Origin of the sequence: Mesorhizobium sp. M0923 (genome assembly GCF_040319365.1) — a bacterium.
Lineage (GTDB): Bacteria > Pseudomonadota > Alphaproteobacteria > Rhizobiales > Rhizobiaceae > Mesorhizobium.
In genome coordinates this window covers 239,741-263,022 of record NZ_JAMYNW010000004.1, presented here as the reverse complement: position 1 = coordinate 263,022, position 23,282 = coordinate 239,741, and the positions used below count along the sequence as shown (strand labels likewise).

The following is a 23,282-nucleotide window of genomic DNA, read 5'->3' as shown; positions in this document are numbered from 1 at the left end:
GAGCCGACGATGCAATCGCTCAAGCTGCGCCTAGCCCCGCAACGCTCGTCGCAGGATCTTGCCGACCGGTGTCTTCGGCAGTTCGGTGCGGAACTCGATATATCTGGGGCGCTTGTAGCCGGTCAGGTTCTCGCGGCAATAAGCCGTCAGCATCTCGGCGGTCAGTGCCGGGTCCTTTTTGACGACGAACAGCTTTGGCACTTCACCCGAATGCTCGTCCGGCACGCCGATCGCCGCCACCTCGAGTACGCCCGGATGCTGCGCCACCACCTCCTCGAGTTCGTTCGGGTAGACGTTGAAGCCGGAAACCAGGATCATGTCCTTCTTGCGGTCGACGATCTTGGTGTAGCCGCGCTCGTCCATGAAGCCCATGTCGCCCGATTTGAAGAAGCCGTCCTCGGTCATCACCTTGGCGGTCTCGTCCGGCCGGTTCCAGTAGCCGGCCATCACCTGCGGTCCGCGGATGCAGATTTCGCCGACCTCGCCGAGCGGCAAATTGTTGCCATCGTCGTCGCGGATGGCGATCTCGGTCGAGGGCAGCGGCAGCCCGATCGTGCCGGTGTAGACTCCGTCGCTGAATTTGTTGGCGGTCGCCCCCGGCGAGGTTTCGGAGAGTCCGTAGGCCTCGCTGATCGGGCAGCCGGTCAGCGCCTTCCAGCGCTCTGCGATGCCCTTCTGCACTGCCATGCCGCCACCCAGCGTCAGGATCAGCGGCTTGAAGTCGAGCCTGCGAAAATCCTCATTATTGAGCAGCGCATTGAACAGCGTGTTGAGGCCAGGAAAGATGTGGATCGGGTATTTCTGCAGCTCCTTGACGAAGCCGGGAATGTCGCGCGGATTGGGGATGAGCACGTTCTGCGCGCCCTGCTGCATTCCCATCATCGCGTTCACTGTGAGCGCAAAGATATGATAGAGGGGCAGCGCGCAGAGGAAGTTCATATGCGCCGGTTTCGGCTTGACCGTGTAGGCGTCTTCGACCCAGAGCGCGTTCTGCGCGACGTTCGCCAAGACATTGCTGTGCAAAAGCATCGCGCCCTTGGAGATGCCGGTCGTACCGCCCGTATATTGCAGGAAGGCGATGTCGCCGGCCACGACCTCGGCGGATTTGAAGGTCACGCCGGCGCCGGCCTTCAATGCGGCGTTGAATTTGACATGGCCGGGCAGCGACCATGCCGGCACCATCTTCTTGACGCGGCGCACGACGAAGTTGACGATCGTTCCCTTGAGCCCGCCGAGCATGTCGCCCATCGTGGCGACCACGACATGCTTGACCGCGGTCCTGGCGATCACCGCCTGCAAGGTGCAGGCGAAATTTTCGAGGATGACAATGGCTTGAGCGCCGGAATCCTTGAGCTGGTGCTCAAGCTCGCGCGGCGTGTAGAGCGGATTGATGTTCACCACGACATAGCCGGCGCGAAGCACCGCCATCATCGCCACCGGATATTGCAGCACGTTCGGCATCATCAGCGCGACACGTGCACCCTTCTGCAACCCCTTTGATTGCAGATAGGCGCCAAACGCAGCCGACTGTCGCTCGAGATCGGCATAGGTGATCGATTTGCCCATGCAGACGAAGGCCGGCCGGTTCGCAAACTGCTTGCAGGCGGCGACGAGAAAGTCACCGATCGAGCTGGAGGGCAGGGCGCCGATCTCGGCCGGCACGATCTTTGGGTAACTCTGGAGCCACGGTTTTTCGGGCAGGCCGGCGGTCAGCGAGGTGATCGCCTTCGGCAATCTTCTGGCTGAAGCTGCCGCCTGTTTGGGCGCTGGCACTGCCTTCGCCGCCGGCTTGACGGTGGGGTACTTTGCGGCAGGCGCCGCCTTGCCGGCTGCCGGCTTGGCAGTCTTTCCAGCCGTGATCTTCGTCGCCGGCTTCGCACTTGCCTTCGCGGTAGTCTTCGGCTTGGCGGCGGCCGCTTTTGGCTTGACCGCTTTCGATATTGCCTCGGCCTTTGCTTTCGCCGCGGTTGTTGTCTTTGCCGGTTTCGCCACCTGTCGCTCCCTCAATCATTCTTATTGTTCGGCACGCTTGAGTGCCACCGCCGCCCCTGACAAACAAAGGTATCCCACGCTTGCCGCAATGTCCGGAGCCTGGGGAATCCACCACGCTGTCCATCTATCTATGTATTGCCACTAGCAGCGGCCGTGCAAGCCTCGCCCACCTGGCAGTGCGGGAAGACTTGCCATCAAAGCTCTCGGCCGCGACCGGTTTTCGGACGCGCATCTCTTGAACCGAACGGCTCGATTCCCCGAATTGGCGGCATCGCCGATCAACAAAAAATTGAAGTCGCTAATCATGTCGTGATCTGCGGATTTGGCTCGTTTTTTCCACAATTCGCCGCATGCCGGATTTTTTTTCTGCTTCCCGTGGGTTAGGCAAACAAGCAGTTCCAAAGCCAGAAAAACGGTGCTTATATGCGGCCTTCGCGAGCCTGATAGAGGGGCTTGGAAGAACATCAGGGAGTGCTCAATGAAAAAGAAACTGACTTTTGCAGCCGCGTTGCTGGCTGCAAGCGTCCTCGGCGGCATGGCCAATGCAAAACAACTGGTCTATTGCTCGGAGGCATCGCCGGCCGGCTTCGACCCGTCGCCATGGAGCGGCGGCAACGACTTCGACGCTTCGTCGCGCACCATCTATTCGCGCCTGGTCGAGTTCGAGCATGGCAAGACCACCATCTCGCCCGGCCTGGCGGAGAGCTGGACGGTTTCCGACGACGGTCTCGAATACACCTTCAAGCTTCGCCCGGGTGTGAAATTCCAGACGACGGATTATTTCACGCCCACGCGCGACCTCAACGCCGACGACGTGATCTTTTCCTTCGAACGCCAGTGGAAGAAAGAAAGCCCATGGTACAGCTACCTGGAAGGCACCGGCTGGGAGTATTTCACCGGCATGGGCTTCCCCGATCTGCTGAAGGAAATCGTCAAGGTCGACGATCTGACGGTGAAGTTCGTGCTGAACAAGCCTGAAGTCGCCTTCCTGCCGGACCTCGGCATGGATTTCGCTTCGATCGTTTCCAAGGAATATGCCGACCAGCTCGACAAGGCCGGCACCAGGCAGCAGTTCACCCAGAAGCCGGTCGGCACTGGTCCGTTCCAATTTGTCGACTATCAGGTCGATGCGGTCGTACGCTATGCGGCATGGGACGGCTACTTTGGCGGCCGCCAGAAGATCGACGATCTGATCTTCGCCATCACGCCCGATCCGGCCGTGCGCGCGCAGAAGCTGAAGGCAGGCGAGTGCGATATCATGTCATACCCGGCGCCGGCCGACATTGCCGGGCTGCAGGGTGACGCGAACCTGAAAGTCGACGAGCAGGAAGGCCTGAACATCGGCTATCTCGCCTACAACACGACGCTGCCGCCCTTCGACAAAGTCGAGGTCCGCAAGGCCCTCAACATGGCGGTAAACAAGAAGGCGATCATCGACGCGGTCTATCAGGGCGCCGGCGCGCCGGCCATCAACCCGATCCCGCCGACCATGTGGTCCTATAACAAGGACATCAAGGACGATCCCTACGATCCGGAGGCGGCCAAGAAGATGCTGGCCGATGCAGGCGTCAAGGATCTGTCGATGAAGATCTGGGCTATGCCGGTCAGCCGCCCCTACAACCCGAACGCCCAGCGCGTCGCCGAGTTGATCCAGGCCGACTATGCCGCCGTCGACGTCAAGGCGGAGATCGTCAGCTACGAATGGACGGAGTATCGCCAGCGCGGCAAAGCTAAGGATCGCGACGGCGCCTTCCAACTGGGCTGGACCGGGGACAATGGCGATCCGGACAACTTCTTTTTCCTGCTCGGTTGCGATGCCATCGGCCAGTCCAATTATGCGATCTGGTGCAACCAGGAATTCGAAGCCCTGCTGAAAAAAGGCAAGGCGACGACGGACGTCGCCGAGCGCACCAAGATCTACGAGGAAGCTCAGGTGGTGTTCAAGCGTGAGGCTCCGTGGCTGACCATCGCCCACTCCAAGGTCTTCATGCCGATGAACAAGAAGGTGTCGGGCTTCGTTATGGACCCGCTCGGCATTCATCGGTTTGACGGCGTCGACGTCACCGAATAAGTCCTGAGAAATTGAACGGCGGCGCTGGACTTCCTGCGCCGCCGTTCTATGAAGCAAGATGCTCCGTTATCTCCTCCACAAGCTCGCTTTGATCATCCCGACCGTGTTCGGCATATCGCTGGCGGCGTTCGCTTTCGTCCGGCTTCTGCCCGGCGATCCCATTCTGGCCCTGGCCGGCGAGCGCGGCGTCAGCCCCGAACGCTACGCCCAGCTCATCGAGCAGTTTGGCTACAACCGGCCTTATGTCATCCAGTACCTGGAATATATCGGCAGGGTCCTGACCGGCGATTTCGGCATATCGATTGCCACCAAGCGGCCAGTGCTCGGCGAATTCCAGGCGCTGTTTCCAGCCACGCTGGAACTGGCGACGGTGGCGTTGATCATCGCCGTCCTGCTCGGCATTCCTGCCGGTATCTTCGCGGCGGTCAAGCGCGGCTCGTGGTTCGACCAGGCGACGATGGGTGTCGCGCTGACCGGCTATTCGATGCCGATCTTCTGGTGGGGGTTGCTGCTCATCATCTTCTTCTCCGGTTATCTCGGCTGGACGCCGGTTTCCGGCCGCATCGGCCTGCAGTATTTCTTCAGGCCGACGACCGGGTTCATGCTCATCGACAGCCTGATCTCCGGCAGGAGCGGCGCTTTCAAATCCGCCGTCAGCCATTTGATCCTGCCGTCCATCGTGCTGGCGACGATCCCGCTTGCCGTCATAGCGCGCCAGACTCGCTCGGCGATGCTCGAGGTGCTGGGCGAGGACTATGTCCGCACCGCGCGCGCCAAGGGCCTGGCGCCGCGCCGTGTCATCGGGCTGCACGCTTTTCGCAACGCGCTGATTCCGGTGGTCACCACCATCGGACTGCAGGTCGGCACGTTGATGGCGGGCGCCATTCTTACCGAAACCATTTTTTCCTGGCCCGGCATCGGCAAATGGATGATCGACGCCATCGGCAAGCGCGACTATGTCGTCGTTCAGAGCGGATTGCTGATCATCGCGCTGATCGTCATGGCGGTGAACCTGATCGTCGACGTGCTCTACGCCGTCATCAATCCGCGCATCCGGGTGCAGTGAGATGACCGACGAATCCGCCGCCGAAGCCACCGCTGCCTCCATCCCGACAGGCGGCAGGCAACGCGCCTTCGCCGAGTTCTGGCACTACTTCTCGATGAACACCGGCGCGGTCATCGGCCTTGTCGTGTTTTCGGCGTTGGTGCTGGTGGCGGTCTTTGCGCCGTTCGTCGCGCCGCATTCGCCCGACGAGCAGTTTCGCGATGCGCTGCTGGCGCCCCCTGCCTGGCAGCAAGGCGGCAAATCGATGTTCCTGCTCGGCACCGACGCGGTCGGCCGCGACATGCTTTCGCGGTTGATTTTCGGGGCGCGTTTCTCGCTGTTCATCGGCCTGGTGGTGGTCGTCTTCTCGCTCACCAGCGGCATCGTGCTTGGCGTGCTCGCCGGCTATTTCCGCGGCTGGGTCGACACGCTGATCATGCGCATCATGGATATTATCCTGGCCTTCCCGTCGCTGCTTCTGGCGCTGGTGCTGGTGGCGATCCTCGGCCCCGGGCTGTTCAACGCCATGCTGGCGATCGCGCTGGTGCTGCAGCCGCATTTTGCGCGTCTCACCCGCGCCGCCGTGATGGCCGAAAAGAACCGCGAATATGTCATCTCCGCCAAGGTGGCTGGTGCCGGTCATCTTCGCTTGATGGTGAGGACGATCTTGCCGAACTGCCTGGCACCGCTGATCGTGCAGGCCACCCTGTCCTTCTCCAACGCCATTCTCGAGGCTGCGGCGCTCGGCTTCCTCGGTGTCGGTGCGCAGCCGCCGACGCCGGAATGGGGCACGATGCTCGCCTCGGCGCGCGAGTTCATCCTGCGCGCGCCTTGGGTAGTGACCTTCCCCGGCCTTGCCATTCTGATCACTGTGCTTGCCATCAATCTGATCGGCGACGGCCTGCGCGATGCCTTCGATCCCAAGCTGAAGAGGTCATAATCCAATGCCTCTTCTCGAGATCAAGAACCTGACCGTTTCCTTCGACACCGCCGCTGGACCATTCATGGCGGTACAAGGCATCGACCTGTCGGTCGAACCGCGCGAGGTGTTGGCGATCGTCGGCGAATCCGGTTCCGGAAAATCAGTGGCAATGCTGGCAGTGATGGGGCTTTTGCCCAACACGGCGACGGTGAGGGCGGACCGCATGGCCTTCGACGGCATCGACCTGCTTAAGCTCGGCCCGTCCGAGCGGCGCAAGATTGTCGGCAAGGACATCTCGATGATCTTCCAGGAGCCGGTCGCCAGCCTCAACCCGTGCTTTACCGTCGGCTTCCAGATTGAGGAGGTGCTGCGCTTTCACATGGGCATGGACCGCGCCCAGCGACGGGCACGCGCCATCGAACTGATGAAGTTGGTCGGCATCGCCGACCCTGAGGAACGGCTGGGCTCCTTCCCGCACCAGATGTCGGGCGGCCAGTGCCAGCGCGTCATGATCGCCATCGCCATCGCCTGCAATCCCAAGCTTTTGATCGCCGACGAGCCAACCACGGCCCTCGACGTCACCATCCAGAAGCAGATCCTCGATCTGCTGGTCGGCCTGCAGGCCAAATACGGCATGGGCCTGATCATGATCACCCATAATATGGGGGTGGTTGCCGAGACCGCCGACCGTGTCATCGTCCAATACAAGGGCCGCAAGATGGAAGAGGCCGACGTGCTGTCGCTGTTCGAATCCCCCAAGAGCAATTACACGCGCGCGCTTCTGTCGGCGCTGCCGGAAAACGCCGTCGGCGACCGGTTGCCTACTGTTTCCGACATGCTGTTCGAGCCGGCCCCATCTGTAGTCGCAGCCCGATCCGCGGGAGGAACCGCCACATGAGCGTGACGGTAGTCGAAGGCAAGAACATCGTGCGCGACTATCATGTCGGCGGCGGGCTTTTCCGCCCCTCCCGTACGGTTCACGCGGTCAAGGGTGTTTCGTTCAGCGTCGACAAGGGCAAGACGCTGGCCATCGTCGGCGAGAGCGGCTGCGGCAAGTCAACGCTCGCCCGCATCATCACTCTGATCGACCCGGCGACCTCCGGCGAGCTTTTCATCGACGGCAAGAAGGTAGACATCGCGAGGGACGGCCTGTCGAAGGAAATGCGCCGCAAGGTGCAGATTGTCTTCCAGAACCCCTATGGTTCGCTCAATCCACGCCAGAAGATCGGCGACGTGCTTGGCGAACCGCTGCTCATCAACACCGACAGCACGGCCGGCGAGCGGCGCGATCTCGCCATGAAGATGCTGAAAAAGGTCGGTCTCGGCCCCGAGCACTACAATCGCTACCCGCATATGTTTTCGGGCGGCCAGCGCCAGCGCATCGCCATTGCCCGCGCGCTGATGCTCAACCCCAGCCTCCTGGTGCTGGACGAGCCGGTCTCGGCACTTGATCTTTCGGTGCAGGCGCAGGTTCTGAATCTGCTCGCCGACCTGCAGGATGAGTTTCAACTGACCTATGTTTTCATCAGCCACGACCTGTCGGTGGTGCGCTATATCGCCGACGATGTGATGGTGATGTATTTCGGCGAAGCGGTCGAATACGGCTCGCGCGACGAGGTCTTCGCCGACCCCAAGCACAGCTATACCAGGACGCTGTTCGCGGCGACGCCGCGTGCCGACGTCGCCAGCATCAAGGCAAGATTGGCGAAAAAGAAGGCCGCCTGATCCGGCGAGGTTTGCCGGCCGGCTACCGCTTCTCGATCCCCGGAATGCCGGAGATCTGCTCGGCGAGAAAGTCGACCAGCAGCCGCACCCGGGCAATGCCCGCACGCTCCGGAACGATCAGCATGCTCAGCGGGACGGGAGGCGGAAAATAGCCCGGCAGGATAATTTCCAGCCGGCCGGCCGCCAGAAGATCGTCGACAAGCCAGTGGTGGGCGGGTGCGATACCGCGTCCGGCGACAAGGGCTTTGCGCGCAGCAAGCCCATGGTCGACCCGAAATCGGCCGCCAAAGGGCACCGCAAAGCGCTCGCCGCCCGGCCCCTGCAGGGCGAGCGTGTCGCTTCCCGCGATGTTCGACATCCGAATGCCTTCATGGCCAGGCAGATCCTGCGGGACAGCCGGTCTGCCCCGGGCCGCCAGATAGGCCGGCGCCGCCACCAGCAGACGCCGGGACTGACCGAGCGCCCGCAGCTTCATCGAGCTGTCGGTGAGCGGACCGAGGCGAAGCGCGATGTCGACGCCCTCCCGCACAAGGTCGATGCGCTCGTCGGTTAGGCTGAGATCGATGCCGATGTCGGGATAACGGTCCTGAAAGGCGAAGATCAGCCGGCTGACGTGCAAGACGCCGAGCGCCGCCGTGCAGGATATCCGGATCGTGCCAGCCGATGCGCCGCGCGTGCCTCGCGCCTCATCGCCGGCCTGCTCAACGAGGCGCAGGATCTGGACGCTGTCGGCATAGTAACGGCTGCCTTCATCGGTCATCGTGACACGCCGGGTGGTCCTGCTGAGCAAGGGCACGCCGACGGCCTCCTCGAGCTCCCGCAGATGCCGCGTGACCGTCGACTGACCAACTCCGAGCTCGCGCGCCACCGCCGAGAGGCTGCCGCGCTCGGCGACGCGAACGAAGGTGCGCATGCGCTCGAGGGTGACGTCCGATTTATCCATTATTCGGCATTATCTTATACATTTCCTACATATAGTGGATTAGCCGACGGCTGGCTACCTTTGGTGTCTATCGTCCTTCTTCGGAGTAGACCCATGAAAGTCCTGCTTGTTTTTGCTCATCCTGAACCGAATTCGCTCAACGGCGCACTGCGTGACGTCGCCATCAGGGAGCTCGAGACCCAAGGCCACGAGGTGCGGGTGTCTGACCTCTATGCCGATGGCTGGAAATCCGAGGTGGACCGTGCCGACTTTCCGTCGTGGCCGCCCGAAGCACGCTTCCTGCCGGCCGGCGCCTCCAAAAAAGCTTTTGCGAGCGGCACTCTGACCGATGACGTCAAAGCGGAGATCGACAAGCTGCTATGGGCCGACACCCTGATCCTCCAGTTTCCCCTGTGGTGGTACGCCATGCCGGCGATCCTCAAGGGCTGGGTCGATCGGGTGTATGCCTACGGCTTCGCCTATGGCGTCGGCGAGCACAGCGATAAGAGGTGGGGTGACCGCTTTGGCGAGGGAACGCTCGCCGGCAAGCGCGCGATGCTAATCGTTACCACCGGCGGCTGGGAGGAGCATTATTCCGCCCGCGGCGTCAACGGCCCGATCGACGACCTGCTGTTCCCGATCAACCACGGGATTCTATACTATCCGGGCTACGACGTGCTTCCGCCGTTCGTGGTCTACAGGGTGGACCGTTTCGGGGAGGCCGATTTCGAGCCTGTCGCGGAGCGACTGCGCGAAAGGATGCGGACGCTCGAGACAATCCAGCCCATTCCTTATCGGCAGCAGAATGGCGGCGATTACCTGATCCCAAGCATGCAGTTGCGCCTCGGCTTGGAGAACCCGGGTGCGACCGCCTTCGCCCTTCACGAGGATCGCGCCGGCGCCGCCGGCCAGTCCGATCAGGACAGCCGGGCAATGATGGTGCGAAGCGCCTCGCCGAAGCGCCGGACTTCCTCGATCGTATTGTAATGCACCAGCGAGGCGCGGACGGCGCCGCTGTCCATGCTGAGGTTGAGCCGCTTCATCAGGCGCGGCGCATACATGTGGCCGTCGCGAATGCCGATCTGCATCTCGGCCATCTCCTCGACGATCCTCTGCGGCGACAGCGTGCCGATGTTGAAGCAGAAGGTCGGCACGCGCTCGCGGAGGCGTGCCTCTTCGGCCACGCCGTAGATCATCGCGCCGCAATCTTTGAGCACCGCCAGCATTTCGCGCGCCAGCACCTGCTCGTAATCGCGAATGGCATTCATACCGGCGACGATGTTGTCGCGGCGCGATCGGTTATTGGCTGGAGCGAAATTGCGGCCGATCGATTCGAGATAGCGCACCGCGGCATCCATGCCGGAGACGTTCTCGTAGATGAAGGTGCCGGCCTCGATCTTATAGGGCGGCTCGTCGGGAATGAAGTCCTCGCGGAAGGTCGGCAGACGCTTCAGCGTTTCGAAGCGGCCCCACAGGAAGCCCATATGCGGCGAGAAATTCTTGTAGCCGGAGCAGACCAGATAGTCGCAGTCCCATGCCTGCACATCGATCAGCCCGTGCGGGCCGTAATGCACGCAGTCGAGGAACACTTCGGCGCCTGCCGCATGCGCGATCCCAGCCACTGAAGCAACGTCGACGATCGAGCCGATCGAATGCGCCGTCACCGTGCAGGCCACGAGGCGGGTGCGCTCGGAGACCAGCGGGCGCAAATCGTCGACATGCAGATTGCCGTCCTCGCGCATCCGCCACCATTTGAACTTGGCGCCGGCGGGTGCCAGCGCCAGCCACGTCGCGATATTGGCATCGTGATCCATGTCGGTGATGACGATCTCGTCACGCTCCCCGTTTGGTCGCTCAGAAAGCATCTGGCCGATGCCGAGGCTGACCAGGCGGATGAACGAAGTGGCGTTCATGCCGAAACAGATCTCCGCCGGGTTGGTGGCGTTGATCAGCAAGGCCACGCTTTCGCGCGCGCCGGCGACGGCTTGATCGACGGTGACGCTGCGGCCGTAGCGGCCGCCGCGCTGCACATTATGCGCGACCAAATGGTTGGTGACCGCGTCGAGCACACTTTGCGGGATCTGCGCGCCGGCGGCATTGTCCATGAAGATGAAGTCGCCGGCCTGCTGCAAGGCGGGAAACATGGCGCGGATCGTCTCGACCGGGAAAGCTGCGGCATCGCCCGTTTTCGAAATCTGATGCTGGTTCAAGGTCGTCTCCTGCGAAGTGCGCTGACAGATTCAGCGGGTCTTTTCGGTTTGAAATCGGCGTTCAAGGAGGCTGACGAGACGGACCATCGGCCAGAGAAAGATGAGATAGACCAGCGCGGCGCCAATCAGCGGTGAGGGGTTGGCATAGAGCGATTGCGCGTTGGTCGCTTCCTTCAGCAGTTCGGGCAGCGCCACGGTGGAGGCGAGCGAGGTGTCCTTGAACATCGAAACGCAGTTGCTGGTCATCGGTGGAATGACGACGCGGATCGCCTGCGGCAGCACTACCTTGCGCAAGGTCAGCAAGAACGGCAGGCCGAGCGCCTGCGCCGCCTCGAACTGGCCGCGCGGAATGCTTTCTATGCCGGAGCGGAACACCTCGGCCGAATAGGCCGCCATGATGATGGCGAACGCCATCACCGCGGAAGTCCAAGACGACAGGCGTATGCCGAGAAACGGCAGCGCATAGTAGATCAGGATCAGCACGACCAGCACCGGCATCGCCCGGAAAATGTCGATGTAGCCGACAGCCAGCAGCCGAAGCGGCTTTGGCGCATAGAGCCGCACCAGGCTGATCGCGAGGCCGACGGGAATACCGATGCCGATGCTCATGATTCCGAGCAGCAGCGTGTTCAGGAAGCCGCGCAGCAGTGCCGGCAGGCTGGAGATCATGACGTCGGCGTTGAAGAAGGTGTCCAGCAGCGACATCGCAGCATTCCCGAAACGTTTGGCGTCCCGCGACGCTCGAGCCCGAGCCCGAAATCCGAAATCGTGCCGGCATCGAAAGCCGGCACGACATTTAAGCGCGAACTGCCGCTCAGGCCTTCGGCATAGGCATTTCCTTGACGGTCGAGGAATCGGCCGGTGCGTCGCTGCCGAACCACTTCTTGTGGATCGCGGCCAGCGTGCCATCCGTCTTCATCGCGGTCAGCGCGTCGTTCAGCTTGCCGAGCAACGGGTGGTCCTTGGTCATCATCAGGCCGTACTGCTCGCCGGTCTTGATGCGCTCTTTTACGGCGAGATCCTTCATCCTGGTGAAAGAATATTCCAGGCCCGGAATATCGCTGACCGCCGCATCGACGCGGCCGGAGCTGAGATCGAGCAGCAAATTCTGCTGCGTGTCGTAGCCCTTGACGTCACTGAACCCGTCCGCTTCCTGGTGCGCCTTGACCCAGGTTTCGCCGGTCGAGCCGGACAGCACGCCGACGATCTTGCCCTTGAGGTCGGCCTCGGCCTTGATTGGGCTGTCGGCCTTCGCGGCGATGCCCATGTCGGAATCATAGTAGGGTTGCGTGAACGACTGCGACTTCAGCCGCTCCGGCGTGATGGTGATCGACGAAATGGCGACGTCGATGCGCTTAGAGGTGGTGGCGGCGAACAGCGCCTGGAAACCGAGGTCGGCGATGTCAGTGGTCATGCCGATACGCTTTGCCGCTTCGTTGATGATGTCGACTTCGAAACCCTCGAATGTACCGCTCTCGTTCTTGTATTCAAAAGGCGGATTGGTCGGATAGGCGCCGACATTCAGCGTGCCTTCGGCATAGGCCGGGCCGCCGGCGATGCCGATGGCGGCAGCAACAAGAAGCAGGTTGCGACGGGTGAAGTTCATTTTCGTTCCCTCTGGTTGTGATCGGACGGGTTGGCCCCGCACGGTTTTGATACGCCAAGTAACCGGACTGCCGGAAAGCCCTCCCGGCACGGCAGTCGTAAGACATCGGATGCTATCCAAAGTACCGCGCTTTTCAAGGCGAAAGTTTTAAGCTTAAAAAATTGCCGCGTGTTGCCATCAGTCCGGAATAACCGCCGTGGCCTGGATCTCAACCTTGGCGCGATCCTCGACCAACGCCATCACCTGCATGGCGGCCATCGCCGGAAAATGCCGGCCGATCACCTCGCGATAGACCTCGCCGATCCCCTTGAGATTGGCCAAATATTCCGCCTTGTCGGTAAAGTACCAGGTCATCGAGGTGATATGCTGCGGCTTGGCGCCGGCCTCGGCGAGCACGGCGACAATATTGGCCAGCGTCTGCTTCACCTGGCCGACAAGATCGTCGGTCTCGAAGCGGCCCTGCCCGTTCCAGCCGACCTGCCCGCCGACGAAGACAAGCTGCCCACGCGCGGCGACGCCATTGGCGTAGCCGACGGGTTTCGCCCAGCCTTCCGGCTGCAGGATGGTGTGCATATCAAAGCCTCCCAATGCTCAAATCCGGTCGCTCAAAACTCAAAGACAATCAATTCTTCCACACAAACTCCGGTCTCAGGCCGCTCCCATCACTTGCCGTGCAATCACCACCTTCTGCACGTCCGACGCTCCCTCGTAGATGCGCAGTGCCCGGATCTCGCGATACAGTCTTTCGACGATATGGCCCCTGCGGACGCCGTCGCCGCCATGCAGCTGCACAGCCCTGTCGATCACCTCCTGCGCCTTGTCGGTGGCGAACAGCTTGGCCATCGCCGCTTCGCGGGTGACACGGGCGGTCCCCATGTCCTTGGTCCAGGCGGCGCGGTAGACCAACAAGGCGGCGGCATCGACATCCAGCGCCATCTCGGCGATGTGGCCCTGCACCATCTGCAGCTCGGCCATCGCTGCACCGAACAGCCTGCGCTCGGCCACTCTTTTGATGCTTTCGTCCAGCGCGCGCCGGGCAAAGCCGAGCGCAGCTGCCCCGACCGTCGAACGGAACACGTCGAGCACCGACATGGCGATGCGAAAACCATCACCGGGTTTGCCGATCAGCGCCGAGGCTGGAACGCGGGCATTGTCGAAAGACAGCCGGGCGAGCGGGTGCGGCGCGATCACCTCCAGCCGCTCGGCGATGGTCAGGCCCTTTGTCTCGGCCGGCACGATGAACGCCGAAAGCCCCTTGGCACCGGGCGCTTCGCCAGTACGGACAAAGACAACATAAAAGTCAGCGATACCGCCGTTGGAGATCCAGGTTTTTTCGCCGGATAGGATATAGCTATCGCCGTCACGCGTGGCCGTCATTTCCATATTGGCAACGTCCGAGCCCGAACGCGCCTCCGACAGTGCGAAAGCCGAAATCGCCTTGCCGGCCCGTGTCTTCCCCAGCCAGTGCTGCTGGTCTGGCGTGCCGAACAGGCTGAGCGCGCCGGTGCCGAGCCCTTGCATGGCGAAGGCGAAATCGGCCAGCCCGTCATGCCGGGCCAGCGTTTCGCGCGTGAGGCACAATGTGCGCACGTCGAGTGCTGCAGGGTTTTCGGTGTCGAGCGCTGTCGGTTTCAGCCAGCCATCCCGGCCGAGCTTGGCCACCAGCTCGCGGCAAGCTGCGTCGACATTGTCATGCGCGACCGGCAGGTTCTTGGCGCACCATGCCTCCAGCCGCTCTGCCAACTCGCGGTGATGGTCCTCGAAAAACGGCCAGGTGAGGAAGGAACGGTCAGGCATTTCTGCCTCCACAGTTCTCCGGCCCTGGCGCTCCACGGCGCCCCCCTCTGTCCTGCCGGACATCGCCCCCTCTAGGGGGGAGATTGGCGGCTTCGCTGCCACTGCTCTCCCGGCGATGTTGGAGATTGGCGAAAGCGGGCCTGACATCCAATCTCCCCCCTTGAGGGGGAGATGGCCGGCAGGCCAGAGGGGGGTGCTGTCTTGCCAGCGTGCCCATGGAAGCGATCATCCTCAATCCCCCTCGAACACCGGCTTCTCCTTGGCGACGAAAGCCTTGTAGGCCCGTTCGAAATCGCGGGTCTGCATGCAGATCGCCTGCGCCTGCGCTTCCGCTTCGATAGCCTGGTTGAGGCCCATCGACCACTCCTGGTTCAGCTGCGTCTTGGTCATGCCATGGGCGAAGGTTGGGCCGGAAACGATGCGCGCGGCCATGTCGAGCGCGTCGGCCTCGAGCGTTGCGGCATCGACCAGCCGATTGTAGAAGCCCCAGCGCTCGCCTTCCTCGGCGCTCATCGTGCGGCCGGTATAGAGCAGTTCGGCGGCGCGACCCTGGCCAATGATGCGCGGCAGGATCGCGCAGGCGCCCATGTCGCAGCCGGCAAGGCCGACGCGGCTGAACAGGAAAGCCGTTTTTGCCTGTGGCGTGGCGATGCGGATGTCGGAGGCCATGGCGATAATCGCGCCGGCGCCGACCGCCACGCCGTCGACCGCCGCAATAATCGGCTTGCCGCAATTCAGCATCGCCTTGACGAAATCGCCGGTCATGCGAGTGAAGGCGAGCAGCGCCTTCATGTCCAACTTGACCAGTGGGCCGATGATTTCGTGGACATCGCCGCCCGAGCAGAAATTGCCGCCATTGGGAAGGAACACCACCGCATCGACGTCGTCGGCGTAGACAAGGTCGCGAAAAGTGTCGCGCAATTCGGCATAGCTGTCGAAGGTCAGCGGGTTCTTTCGCTCCGGCCGGTCAAGCCGGATCTTTGCGATTTTGCCTTCGACCTGCCAGAGGAAATGCTTCGGCTTGCGGCCGGCTATCTTTGCCATTCCCGTCCCTCCCAATTGCTGCGGAAGGAGGTCAGCATGCCGGTCAGCCGGCGCGCCTCGTCCTCGCTCACATTGCCCAGCAATTCGCCGACCCATTTTTCATGCGCGGCGGCGATCACGCCGAAAGTCTTCGATCCCTCTTCCGTCAGCCGTACCATCGAGGTGCGGCGGTCGCCATTGCGTCGGGCTCGCATCACCAGCCCTTCCGAGACCAGCCGGTCGATGATGCCCGTGACATTGCCGTTGGACACTAGCAGGAAGCGCGACAGGTCGCTCATCAGCATGCCCTCGGGCGCCCTGTAGAGCGCGGCCATCACGTCGAAGCGTGGCAGCGTTGTGTTGAATTCTTGCCGCAAGCGTTCGCGCAGCTCGGCCTCGATGGTGCGCGAGGCGCGCAGCAAGCGTATCCACAGCCGCAGGCGGTCCTTGCCGGGTCCGGACGGGGCGGGCAGGGGACCGGCTACCATGTCTCACCTCCGGAGATCGAAATCGTTTGTCCGGTGATCGACCCGGCGGCGTCGCTACACAGATAGAGCACGGCGGCTGCAATTTCCTCTGGCTGGATGAAGCGGCCTTGCGGGTTGGTCTCGGCAAGGCTTGTCCGCGCCTGCTCGGCCGAGCGGCCGGTCGTTTCGACGATGCGCCGAACGGCGCCTTCCAGCATTTCGGTTTCGACGAAACCCGGGCACACCGCATTTACGGTCACGCCGGACTTCGCGGTCTCGACGGCGAGTGCCCGCATCAGACCGACGACGCCATGCTTGGCTGCGACATAAGCTGCAACATAGGGATAGCCTTTCAGTCCGGCGGTGGAAGCGATGAAGATGATACGGCCCGTCTTGCGCGCGGCCATGCCGGCCAGCGCCGGCTTCACCGTCAGGAACACACCGGTCAAGTTGACGTCGAGCGTGCGCTGCCAGTCTGCCAGCGAGGTCCGCTGCGCCGAGGCGCTGCCGGACATGCCGGCATTGGCAACGACGACGTCTAACGGTCCGCGCGCCGCTTCCGCGTCCTCGTAGAGCGACGCCATCGATGCCTCGTCGGTGACGTCGGCGGCAATGGCGAAGATGCGCTTGTTCTGAGCGGCGACCTCGGCAAGCGGCTCCACGCGCCGGCCACAGATGGTCACATCGATGCCTGCGCCGGCCAGCGCCAGCGCGATCGCCCGGCCGACGCCGGAGCCGCCGCCGGTGACCAGCGCATGTCGCCCTGAAATCGCTGCGGCGGAACTCATACTTTCAACCCCGCCGCCGCTTCGCGCTCGGCCAGCCGGTAGAGTTGGTCGCGGCCGGGCAGATAGGGATCCGGCCATTTGACGCCGCGATCGCCAAGCGTGACCGCCGCATGCAGCGTCCAATAGGGATCGGCAAGATGCGGCCTTGCCAGTGCGACGAGGTCGGCGCGGCCGGCCATCAGGATCGAGTTGACATGGTCCGGCTCGTAGATATTGCCGACCGCCATGGTCGCCATGCCGACTTCGTTGCGGATGCGGTCGGAAAATGGCGTCTGGAACATGCGGCCATAGACCGGTCTTGCCACGGCCGAAGTCTGGCCGGCCGACACGTCGCAGATGTCGACTCCGGCTTCATGCAGCTGCCGCGCGATCTCGACCGCATCGGCCGGCGTCACGCCCTCGATGCCGAGCCAGTCATTGGCGGAGATGCGCATCGAGATCGGCTTTTCAGCCGGCCATACGGCGCGCACCGCATGAAAGATTTCCAAGGGATAGCGCATGCGGTTTTCCAACGAGCCGCCATAGGAGTCGGTGCGCCGGTTGGTCAAGGGTGTGATGAAGGAGGACAGGAGATAACCGTGCGCGGCGTGGATTTCGAGCATGTCGAAGCCGCAGCGCGCCGCCATCTCGGCCGAAGCGACGAACTGCTCGCGCACCGTATCCATGTCGGCGCGGTTCATCGCCTTCGGCACCTGGTTCTGCGGCGACCACGGCACGGAAGATGCCGCCATGACGGGCCAATTGCCCGAGGTCAGCGGCACGTCGGTTCCCTGCCAGCCGAGCCGGGTCGATCCCTTGGCGCCGGAATGGCCGATCTGCGCACAGATTTTGGCTTCGGTTTCGGCATGAACGAACTCGACCAGCCGCTTCCAGGCGACCTCATGCTCGGGCGCATAGAAACCGGGGCAGCCTGGCGTGATGCGGCCTTCCGGGCTGACACAGGTCATCTCGATGTAGAGGAGAGCGGCGCCGCCCTTGGCCCGTTCGGCATAGTGGGCGAAATGCCAGTCGGTCGGACAGCCGTCGACCGCCTTGTACTGCGCCATCGGCGAGACGACGATACGGTTCTGCAGCGCCATGTCGCGCAGCCGGAACGGCGCAAACATCGGCGCGCGACGCAGACTGTTGCCGCCAGCACCGGCCTGACGTTGGAACCATTCCTCGGCGCCGGCCAGCCATTCGGCATCGCGCAGCCGCAAATTCTCGTGACTGATGCGCTGCGAACGCGTCAGCAGCGAATAATTGAACTGCACCGGATCGAGGCCGAGATAGCGCTCGACCTCCTCGAACCATTCGAGCGAATTGCGTGCCGCCGACTGCAGCTTCAGCACTTCGGTGCGGCGGGCGTCCTCATATTTGCTAAAGGCGGCCTCGAGGTCCGGCTCGGACTCGACATAGTCGGCCAGCGCCACCGCGCTTTCCAGCGCCAGCTTGGTGCCGGAACCGATCGAGAAATGCGCGCTCGCCGCCGCGTCGCCCATCAGCGCCAGGTTTTTGTAGGACCAGCGTTCGCACAAGACGCGCGGGAAATTGATCCAGGCCGAGCCGCGGATATGATTGGCGTTGGTCATCAGCGCGTGGCCGCCGAGATGGCGGGCAAAGATGCGCTCGCAGACGGCAATCGATTCCTGCTGAGACATCGCGCCGAAGCCGAAGCGTTGCCAGGTCTGCTCGCTGCATTCGACGATGAAGGTCGCGGTATCGCTGTCGAACTGGTAGCCATGCGCCCAGACCCAGCCATGTTCGGTTTTCTCGAAGATGAAGGTGAAGGCGTCGTCGAATTTCTGACGGGTGCCGAGCCAGACGAACTTGCATTTGCGGACATCGATATCAGGCTTGAACACGTCGACGAAGGCGCCCCGCGCTTTCGAGTTCAGCCCATCGGCGGCGACGACCAGATCGTGCGTCTCCATATATGGCTTGGGATCGGCGATGTCGGTCTCGAAGACCAGCTTGACGCCGAGTTCGCGCGCCCGCCGCTGCAGCAGCGTGAGCAGCCGCTTGCGGCCGATGCCGCAAAAGCCGTGACCGGTCGAGACCGTGCGCACGCCGTCATGGATAACGGCGATATCGTCCCAATAGGCAAAATGCTTGCGGATCCAGACGGCGCTGACCGGGTCGTTCCTGGTCAGGTTCTCCAGCGTTTCGGCCGACAGCACGACGCCCCAGCCGAACGTATCGTCGGCACGGTTGCGCTCGAACACCGTCACCTCATGCGCCGCATCCCGGAGCTTCATCGAGATGGCAAAGTAGAGGCCGGCTGGTCCGCCGCCGAGAACCGCAACTTTCATCGTGCGATCTCCTCTTCGCTTCTGTTTGTCGAGTTTACGCCTGAGGAAAATTAATTCAAGCTTGAAGTTTCAAGATTGAAACAATCCGCCCGGATAACTCGCCTTGCCGGCAGTCGGCTCCGCAGGCCAGGGACTCCCGGGCTATTTTTCCGGGTTCTTCGGACTCCACAGCACCGTTTCTGCATCCTTTTCATAGGCCATGCCATTGGGATAGCTGATCGCTTCCAACTGCAAGCCCCAAGGGGCCTGGAAGTAAAGGATGGCCTGGCCGGCGGCGGGGCCTTCGGTAACCGGCAGCGGTCCCATTCGCGTCTTGACGCCCTTGCCGTCAAGATAGGCTTTTGCGGCGGCGATGTCGTCGACATAGAAGGCGATATGGAAGCCGCCTATGTCGCTGTTGCGAGGCGTCAGGTCCTTCTGGTCCGGCGCGGTGTATTTGAACAGCTCGATGTTCGACCCGTGTCCGCAGCGGACTAGGGTGATCTCCTCGATCACCGCCTTGGGATCGACGCCCAGCAGATCCTGCATGAATGTGCCCTTGTCGTCGGCGAACGGGCCGAACGACATCGCCTTCTTGCAGCCAACCACTTCGGTGAAGAAATCGACCGCCTGCTGCATGTCGGGGACGGTGACGCCGGTGTGGTCGTGGCCACGCATGCCGGGTATGGAACTGGCGCAAGCGGTGCCGATGCTTCCCAGCACGGTGGCTGCAAGCGTCGCATATCGGATCGCATTCTTCATATCAGTCATCCTCCATAGCGGGACATTTTGCCGGGCGCACGCCCGAGGCCCGCTCTTCGGCGTGCGAATAGGATTGTGCTTCATGCCGGCGCCTTTGGGGCGGGAAGCAGCCAGGCGTCATCGATCTCGGGCAGGGGAATGGCGGCGAGGAGGTCGCGCGTGTAGGCCTGCCGCGGGTGCTCGAACAAAGTATCCGTCGCGCTGGCTTCGACGATCGCGCCTTCGCGCATGACGATCACTTGTCGGCAGAGCCTCCGGATCACCGACAGATCGTGGCTGATAAAGGCAACGGTCAGGCCCATTTCGGCGGCGAGTTTTTCCAGCAACGTCAGGATCTGCGCCTGGGTCGACACGTCGAGGCCGGAGACGATTTCGTCGGCCAGCACGAATTTCGGCGACAGCGCCAGTGCGCGGGCAATGCCGACGCGCTGGCGCTGGCCGCCCGACACTTCGTGACGGTAGCGGCCGGCAAAGCTCTGCGGCAGGCCGACGCGCTGCAGCGCCTCCGCGACGCGTGCCTTGAGATTGTCGCCAAGCCCGTTCTGCTTGAGGGGTGCTGCAATGATGCTGAAGATGGTGCGGCGCGGGTTGAGCGACGACATCGGATCCTGGAAGATCATCTGCAGATTGCGGCGCAGCGGCCGGAGCTCGGCCTCAGGCAGATGTGTGATGTCGCGGCCGTCGAACATGACGTTGCCGGCACTGGGCTCCAGCAGGCGCACCAAGGCACGGCCGAGCGTCGATTTGCCGGAGCCGGATTCGCCGACGATGCCGGTCACCGATCCCCTTGGCAGGTCGAAATCCAGGCCTTTCAGGATCTCGGCCAGCGGCGCCCGGCCGATCAGCGGTTTGCGCGTCATGTCGGGCAACGCAACCTTCAACCCGCGCACGGAAAACAGCGGCTCAACCATGCGGTCGCCTCCATGCCTGGTCGGCGGCGGCGATCTCCGCGGCCAGCCCGGCCAGCACCTTGTCGTCGACCGGCTTCAGCGAGGCGAACGGATCGGTGTAGCGCGGCGTCGCCGCCATCAGCGCCAGCGTATAAGGGTGCTGGGGTGCGGCGAACAGCGCTGCGGTATCGGCCTCTTCCACCACCTTGCCAGCATAGAGCACCGAAACTTTCTGGCTGATCTTGGCAACCACACCGAGATCGTGAGTAACGAACAGGATCGCCGTGCCGTGCTCGCGCTGTAATTGCGCGATCAGCCGCAAGATCTGTTTCTGCACGGTCACGTCGAGCGCGGTCGTCGGCTCGTCGGCGACGATCAGCCTTGGTTCGGCTGCAAACGCCGCGGCGATTAGCACGCGCTGCCGCATGCCGCCGGACAGCTCGTGCGGATAGCATTTGAGCACGCGCTCGGGGTCGCGGATCTGCACCTCGTCCAGCAATTGGCGGATGCGTGCATCGGCCTTCTCACCGCTCCAGCCGAGGATGCGCACCAGCCGGTCGGTCATTTGCGGGCCGATGCGCCGTGACGGATTGAGCGCCGTCAGCGGGTCTTGCGGGATCAGCGCCGTGCGCGCGCCGATCAGGGTGCGCCTTGCCTTGGGTGCCAGCCGGCCCAGATCCTCGCCTTCGAGCAGCATATTGCCTTCGACGATGCGCACGCTCGGTGGCAGCACGCCGAGCACGGCCTTGCCGATCATTGTCTTGCCGGCGCCGCTCTCGCCGACCAGCGCGCGGACTTCTCCGGGCTCGACGGCGAGCGACACCGAGCGCAGCACGCGCAAGCCATTAGGCAGCACCGCGCTAAGGTTGCGTATGTCCAGGCAGGGTTTCGCAGGCGCGTTCATCGCAGCACCGGATCGAAACGCGCCCTGAGGCCCTCGCCGAACTGGCTGAACGACAGCACCGTCAGGATCAGCGTGACCAGCGGGAACACCAGCACCCACCAGGCCTGATGGATCGACAGGCGGCCCTCGGCGATGATGCCGCCCCAGGTCGGGTCGTCTGTCGAGATCGACAGATTGACGAAGGACAGGATCGCCTCGACGATGACGGCAATGCCCATCTCCAGCGACAGCAGCGCCACGATCGACGGCACCACATTGGGCAGCACCTCGCGCAGCATGATGCCGATGCGGCCATAGCCGGCGATGCGGGCGTTCTCGACATAGTCCATGCGCGACTGACCCATGGTCTCGGCGCGGATCACCCGGCAGAAGCGCGTCCAGTCGATGACGGCGATGGCGATGATGACCGAGCTCAAGCCGGTGCCGAGCACGGCGACCAGAAGGATGGCAAACAGCACCGGCGGAAACGCCATCCAGACATCGACGATACGCGAGATGATGCGGTCGGCCCAGCCGCCGAAATAGCCGGCGATCAGGCCGAGCGTCGAGCCGACCAGGCAGGCGGCAAAGGCCGCCGCGAAGGCGACGATGAAGGCGATGCGCGCACCGAAGATCAGCCGTGACAACAGATCGCGACCGAGGCTGTCGGTGCCGAGCCAGTAGCCGGGCTCGGCACCGCCCAGCCAGAACGGCGGCAGGCGCTCCAGCATCAAATCCTGCGCCAGTGGGTCCTGCGGTGCGACCAGCGGCGCAAAAATTGCGGCCAACAGCGCAATCAGCAGCCAGCCGCCGGCCAGCCACAGGCGGGCGCGCGAGCCATGTCTTGAAATGCGGGCCTCATCCATGGCGCAGCCTCGGATTGAGCAACGCGTACATCATGTCGACGGCAAGGTTGATCAGCACGAACAACAGCGCGAAGACCAGCACGATGCCCTGGATCAGCGGCAGGTCGCGATTGATGACGGCATCGATCGCCATATTGCCGAGACCTTCATAGGAAAACAGCCGTTCGACGATGACCGTGCCGCCGATCAGGAAGGTAAACTGCACGCCGACCAGAGTGAGCGTCGGCAGCGCCGCGTTCTTCAACGCCTCGCGCAGGATGACCTGCGTTTCCGAAAAGCCCTTTACCCGCGCCAGCACGACATAGTCGAGGTCGAGCACTTCCTTCAGCGACTGTTTCAGCAGCTGCGAGATGATCGCGGCCAGCGGCAGCGCCAGCGCGATCGCCGGCATCAGCATGTGTGCCAGCAGGTCCCTGGTCAGGTCGAAGCGCAGTCGCACGATGCTTTCGAACAGATAGAATTGCGTGGCGAAGGGCAGGTCGAGTTGCGGCGACACTCGGCCGGAAATGTCGAACACCGGCACCAGCACGCCGAACAACAAGATCAGCACCAGACCCCACAGGAAATCGGGAATTGAGAGCGCCGCACCACTGGCAATGTCGATGCCGGCCTCGACCGCGGTGCCGCGCTCGCGCGCGCCGAGGATCGCCATCGTGCCGCCGATCGCCACCGCCATCACAAGCGCGACGGAGGCGAGCTCCAGCGTCGCCGGGAGGCGATTGAAGACCAGCCCCAGCACATCCTGCCGCAGTGAGATCGACGTGCCGAAATCGCCTCTGACTACGCCGGACAGCCAGATGAAGAATTGCTGGACGATCGTCTTGTCCAGCCCGTACAGCGCGCGCAGCCGCGCGATGTCGGCATCGGTGGCGCCGGGCGGCAGCATCATCGCGATCGGATCGCCGGGGGCGACGCGGATGACGATAAAGACGACGACGGCCACGCCGAACAGCGTGATCGCCATCGTCAGAAGACGGATCAGGAATCTTTGCAGCAGCATGGTCGCCTGTATGCCTGGCGGAAAAGGCGCGCCGTCGTTGCAG

22 protein-coding genes are annotated in these 23,282 nt (G+C 63.0%); 6 read left to right on the top strand and 16 right to left on the bottom strand.

The annotated features are described in order from the left end of the window. Positions 1-30 precede the first annotated feature (30 nt). Positions 31-1,992 carry a long-chain fatty acid--CoA ligase gene (locus NKH89_RS09300; protein ID WP_023717883.1) on the bottom strand — a complete coding sequence of 654 codons (1,962 nt, stop codon included), beginning with the start codon at positions 1,990-1,992 and terminating at the stop codon, positions 31-33. A 478-nt stretch (positions 1,993-2,470) separates the two neighbouring features. On the opposite strand from NKH89_RS09300, the gene NKH89_RS09295 reads away from it, so the two are divergent. From NKH89_RS09295 to NKH89_RS09275, 5 genes are read left to right on the top strand one after another with little or no spacing between them, the layout of a single operon-like run. After that, positions 2,471-4,063 carry an ABC transporter substrate-binding protein gene (locus NKH89_RS09295; RefSeq protein ID WP_352908628.1) on the top strand — a complete coding sequence of 531 codons (1,593 nt, stop codon included), beginning with the start codon at positions 2,471-2,473 and terminating at the stop codon, positions 4,061-4,063. Positions 4,064-4,121: 58 nt separating this feature from the next. Next, entirely contained in the window at positions 4,122-5,129 is a 1,008-nt protein-coding gene (locus NKH89_RS09290) for an ABC transporter permease subunit (RefSeq protein WP_023676822.1), read from the top strand. 1 nt (position 5,130) lies between these two features. Beyond that, a complete protein-coding gene (locus tag NKH89_RS09285; RefSeq protein ID WP_023717881.1) occupies positions 5,131-6,048 on the top strand; it encodes an ABC transporter permease subunit in 918 nt (305 codons plus the stop codon). A gap of 4 nt (positions 6,049-6,052) precedes the next feature. Continuing rightward, entirely contained in the window at positions 6,053-6,928 is an 876-nt protein-coding gene (locus NKH89_RS09280) for an ABC transporter ATP-binding protein (RefSeq protein ID WP_352493740.1), read from the top strand. Further along, complete coding sequence (locus NKH89_RS09275) at positions 6,925-7,755, top strand: dipeptide ABC transporter ATP-binding protein (protein ID WP_352483289.1); 831 nt, start codon at positions 6,925-6,927, stop codon at positions 7,753-7,755. The genes NKH89_RS09280 and NKH89_RS09275 overlap by 4 nt, the downstream gene beginning before the upstream one ends. A 22-nt stretch (positions 7,756-7,777) precedes the next feature. On the opposite strand, the gene NKH89_RS09270 is transcribed toward NKH89_RS09275, so the two are convergent. Continuing rightward, a complete protein-coding gene (locus NKH89_RS09270) occupies positions 7,778-8,698 on the bottom strand; it encodes a LysR family transcriptional regulator (RefSeq protein WP_023717878.1) in 921 nt (306 codons plus the stop codon). 93 nt (positions 8,699-8,791) lie between these two features. Here NKH89_RS09270 and NKH89_RS09265 point away from each other — a divergent pair, with 93 nt between their 5' ends. Next, complete coding sequence (locus NKH89_RS09265; protein WP_352908627.1) at positions 8,792-9,664, top strand: NAD(P)H-dependent oxidoreductase; 873 nt, start codon at positions 8,792-8,794, stop codon at positions 9,662-9,664. On the opposite strand, the gene NKH89_RS09260 is transcribed toward NKH89_RS09265, so the two are convergent. The 14 genes from NKH89_RS09260 to NKH89_RS09195 all read right to left on the bottom strand — a co-directional run bounded on the left by NKH89_RS09260 (position 9,595) and on the right by NKH89_RS09195 (position 23,239). Continuing rightward, positions 9,595-10,887 carry a cysteine desulfurase-like protein gene (locus tag NKH89_RS09260; protein ID WP_352548809.1) on the bottom strand — a complete coding sequence of 431 codons (1,293 nt, stop codon included), beginning with the start codon at positions 10,885-10,887 and terminating at the stop codon, positions 9,595-9,597. The genes NKH89_RS09265 and NKH89_RS09260 overlap by 70 nt on opposite strands. 30 nt (positions 10,888-10,917) lie before the next feature. Beyond that, positions 10,918-11,592, bottom strand: coding sequence for an amino acid ABC transporter permease (locus NKH89_RS09255; protein WP_023717875.1), 675 nt, complete (start codon positions 11,590-11,592; stop codon positions 10,918-10,920). 109 nt (positions 11,593-11,701) lie between these two features. After that, a complete protein-coding gene (locus NKH89_RS09250) occupies positions 11,702-12,493 on the bottom strand; it encodes an ABC transporter substrate-binding protein (protein ID WP_023717874.1) in 792 nt (263 codons plus the stop codon). Positions 12,494-12,670: 177 nt separating this feature from the next. After that, positions 12,671-13,066 (bottom strand): RidA family protein, encoded by a 396-nt coding sequence (locus NKH89_RS09245; RefSeq protein WP_352483286.1) that lies wholly within the window; start codon positions 13,064-13,066, stop codon positions 12,671-12,673. A gap of 75 nt (positions 13,067-13,141) precedes the next feature. Further along, complete coding sequence (locus NKH89_RS09240; protein WP_352908626.1) at positions 13,142-14,290, bottom strand: acyl-CoA dehydrogenase family protein; 1,149 nt, start codon at positions 14,288-14,290, stop codon at positions 13,142-13,144. A 231-nt stretch (positions 14,291-14,521) separates the two neighbouring features. Continuing rightward, positions 14,522-15,334: an enoyl-CoA hydratase family protein gene (locus NKH89_RS09235; RefSeq protein WP_352908625.1), complete on the bottom strand. Its 813-nt coding sequence runs from the start codon at positions 15,332-15,334 to the stop codon at positions 14,522-14,524. Then, positions 15,322-15,801 carry a MarR family winged helix-turn-helix transcriptional regulator gene (locus NKH89_RS09230; protein WP_023717870.1) on the bottom strand — a complete coding sequence of 160 codons (480 nt, stop codon included), beginning with the start codon at positions 15,799-15,801 and terminating at the stop codon, positions 15,322-15,324. Before NKH89_RS09230 ends, NKH89_RS09235 begins: the two co-directional genes overlap by 13 nt. Continuing rightward, positions 15,795-16,568: an SDR family NAD(P)-dependent oxidoreductase gene (locus NKH89_RS09225; RefSeq protein ID WP_023717869.1), complete on the bottom strand. Its 774-nt coding sequence runs from the start codon at positions 16,566-16,568 to the stop codon at positions 15,795-15,797. The genes NKH89_RS09230 and NKH89_RS09225 overlap by 7 nt, the downstream gene beginning before the upstream one ends. Beyond that, positions 16,565-18,859 carry a bifunctional salicylyl-CoA 5-hydroxylase/oxidoreductase gene (locus NKH89_RS09220; RefSeq protein ID WP_352483282.1) on the bottom strand — a complete coding sequence of 765 codons (2,295 nt, stop codon included), beginning with the start codon at positions 18,857-18,859 and terminating at the stop codon, positions 16,565-16,567. Before NKH89_RS09220 ends, NKH89_RS09225 begins: the two co-directional genes overlap by 4 nt. 141 nt (positions 18,860-19,000) lie before the next feature. Next, positions 19,001-19,600 carry a VOC family protein gene (locus tag NKH89_RS09215; protein WP_352483281.1) on the bottom strand — a complete coding sequence of 200 codons (600 nt, stop codon included), beginning with the start codon at positions 19,598-19,600 and terminating at the stop codon, positions 19,001-19,003. Positions 19,601-19,680: 80 nt separating this feature from the next. Beyond that, the gene (locus NKH89_RS09210) at positions 19,681-20,511 is read right to left on the bottom strand and encodes an ATP-binding cassette domain-containing protein (RefSeq protein WP_023717868.1); all 831 of its coding nucleotides are present in this window, start codon (positions 20,509-20,511) and stop codon (positions 19,681-19,683) included. Further along, a complete protein-coding gene (locus NKH89_RS09205) occupies positions 20,504-21,394 on the bottom strand; it encodes an ABC transporter ATP-binding protein (protein ID WP_031193635.1) in 891 nt (296 codons plus the stop codon). The genes NKH89_RS09210 and NKH89_RS09205 overlap by 8 nt, the downstream gene beginning before the upstream one ends. Further along, complete coding sequence (locus NKH89_RS09200; protein WP_023717866.1) at positions 21,391-22,239, bottom strand: ABC transporter permease; 849 nt, start codon at positions 22,237-22,239, stop codon at positions 21,391-21,393. Before NKH89_RS09200 ends, NKH89_RS09205 begins: the two co-directional genes overlap by 4 nt. Next, positions 22,232-23,239: an ABC transporter permease gene (locus NKH89_RS09195; protein ID WP_023717865.1), complete on the bottom strand. Its 1,008-nt coding sequence runs from the start codon at positions 23,237-23,239 to the stop codon at positions 22,232-22,234. The genes NKH89_RS09200 and NKH89_RS09195 overlap by 8 nt, the downstream gene beginning before the upstream one ends. Between the last annotated feature and the right edge of the window lie 43 nt (positions 23,240-23,282).

Excerpts from the sequence above, each read along its gene's own strand:
- NKH89_RS09220 (WP_352483282.1), bottom strand. The coding sequence starts at position 18,859 with ATGAAAGTTGCGGTTCTCGGCGGCGGACCAGCCGGCCTCTACTTTGCC.
- NKH89_RS09265 (WP_352908627.1), top strand. The coding sequence starts at position 8,792 with ATGAAAGTCCTGCTTGTTTTTGCTCATCCTGAACCGAATTCGCTCAAC.
- NKH89_RS09255 (WP_023717875.1), bottom strand. The coding sequence starts at position 11,592 with ATGTCGCTGCTGGACACCTTCTTCAACGCCGACGTCATGATCTCCAGC.
- NKH89_RS09195 (WP_023717865.1), bottom strand. The coding sequence starts at position 23,239 with ATGCTGCTGCAAAGATTCCTGATCCGTCTTCTGACGATGGCGATCACG.
- NKH89_RS09215 (WP_352483281.1), bottom strand. The coding sequence starts at position 19,600 with ATGAAGAATGCGATCCGATATGCGACGCTTGCAGCCACCGTGCTGGGA.
- NKH89_RS09285 (WP_023717881.1), top strand. The coding sequence starts at position 5,131 with ATGACCGACGAATCCGCCGCCGAAGCCACCGCTGCCTCCATCCCGACA.
- NKH89_RS09250 (WP_023717874.1), bottom strand. The coding sequence starts at position 12,493 with ATGAACTTCACCCGTCGCAACCTGCTTCTTGTTGCTGCCGCCATCGGC.
- NKH89_RS09275 (WP_352483289.1), top strand. The coding sequence starts at position 6,925 with ATGAGCGTGACGGTAGTCGAAGGCAAGAACATCGTGCGCGACTATCAT.
- NKH89_RS09225 (WP_023717869.1), bottom strand. The coding sequence starts at position 16,568 with ATGAGTTCCGCCGCAGCGATTTCAGGGCGACATGCGCTGGTCACCGGC.
- NKH89_RS09270 (WP_023717878.1), bottom strand. The coding sequence starts at position 8,698 with ATGGATAAATCGGACGTCACCCTCGAGCGCATGCGCACCTTCGTTCGC.
- NKH89_RS09245 (WP_352483286.1), bottom strand. The coding sequence starts at position 13,066 with ATGCACACCATCCTGCAGCCGGAAGGCTGGGCGAAACCCGTCGGCTAC.
- NKH89_RS09290 (WP_023676822.1), top strand. The coding sequence starts at position 4,122 with ATGCTCCGTTATCTCCTCCACAAGCTCGCTTTGATCATCCCGACCGTG.
- NKH89_RS09295 (WP_352908628.1), top strand. The coding sequence starts at position 2,471 with ATGAAAAAGAAACTGACTTTTGCAGCCGCGTTGCTGGCTGCAAGCGTC.
- NKH89_RS09235 (WP_352908625.1), bottom strand. The coding sequence starts at position 15,334 with ATGGCAAAGATAGCCGGCCGCAAGCCGAAGCATTTCCTCTGGCAGGTC.
- NKH89_RS09240 (WP_352908626.1), bottom strand. The coding sequence starts at position 14,290 with ATGCCTGACCGTTCCTTCCTCACCTGGCCGTTTTTCGAGGACCATCAC.
- NKH89_RS09205 (WP_031193635.1), bottom strand. The coding sequence starts at position 21,394 with ATGAACGCGCCTGCGAAACCCTGCCTGGACATACGCAACCTTAGCGCG.
- NKH89_RS09230 (WP_023717870.1), bottom strand. The coding sequence starts at position 15,801 with ATGGTAGCCGGTCCCCTGCCCGCCCCGTCCGGACCCGGCAAGGACCGC.
- NKH89_RS09210 (WP_023717868.1), bottom strand. The coding sequence starts at position 20,511 with ATGGTTGAGCCGCTGTTTTCCGTGCGCGGGTTGAAGGTTGCGTTGCCC.
- NKH89_RS09200 (WP_023717866.1), bottom strand. The coding sequence starts at position 22,239 with ATGGATGAGGCCCGCATTTCAAGACATGGCTCGCGCGCCCGCCTGTGG.
- NKH89_RS09280 (WP_352493740.1), top strand. The coding sequence starts at position 6,053 with ATGCCTCTTCTCGAGATCAAGAACCTGACCGTTTCCTTCGACACCGCC.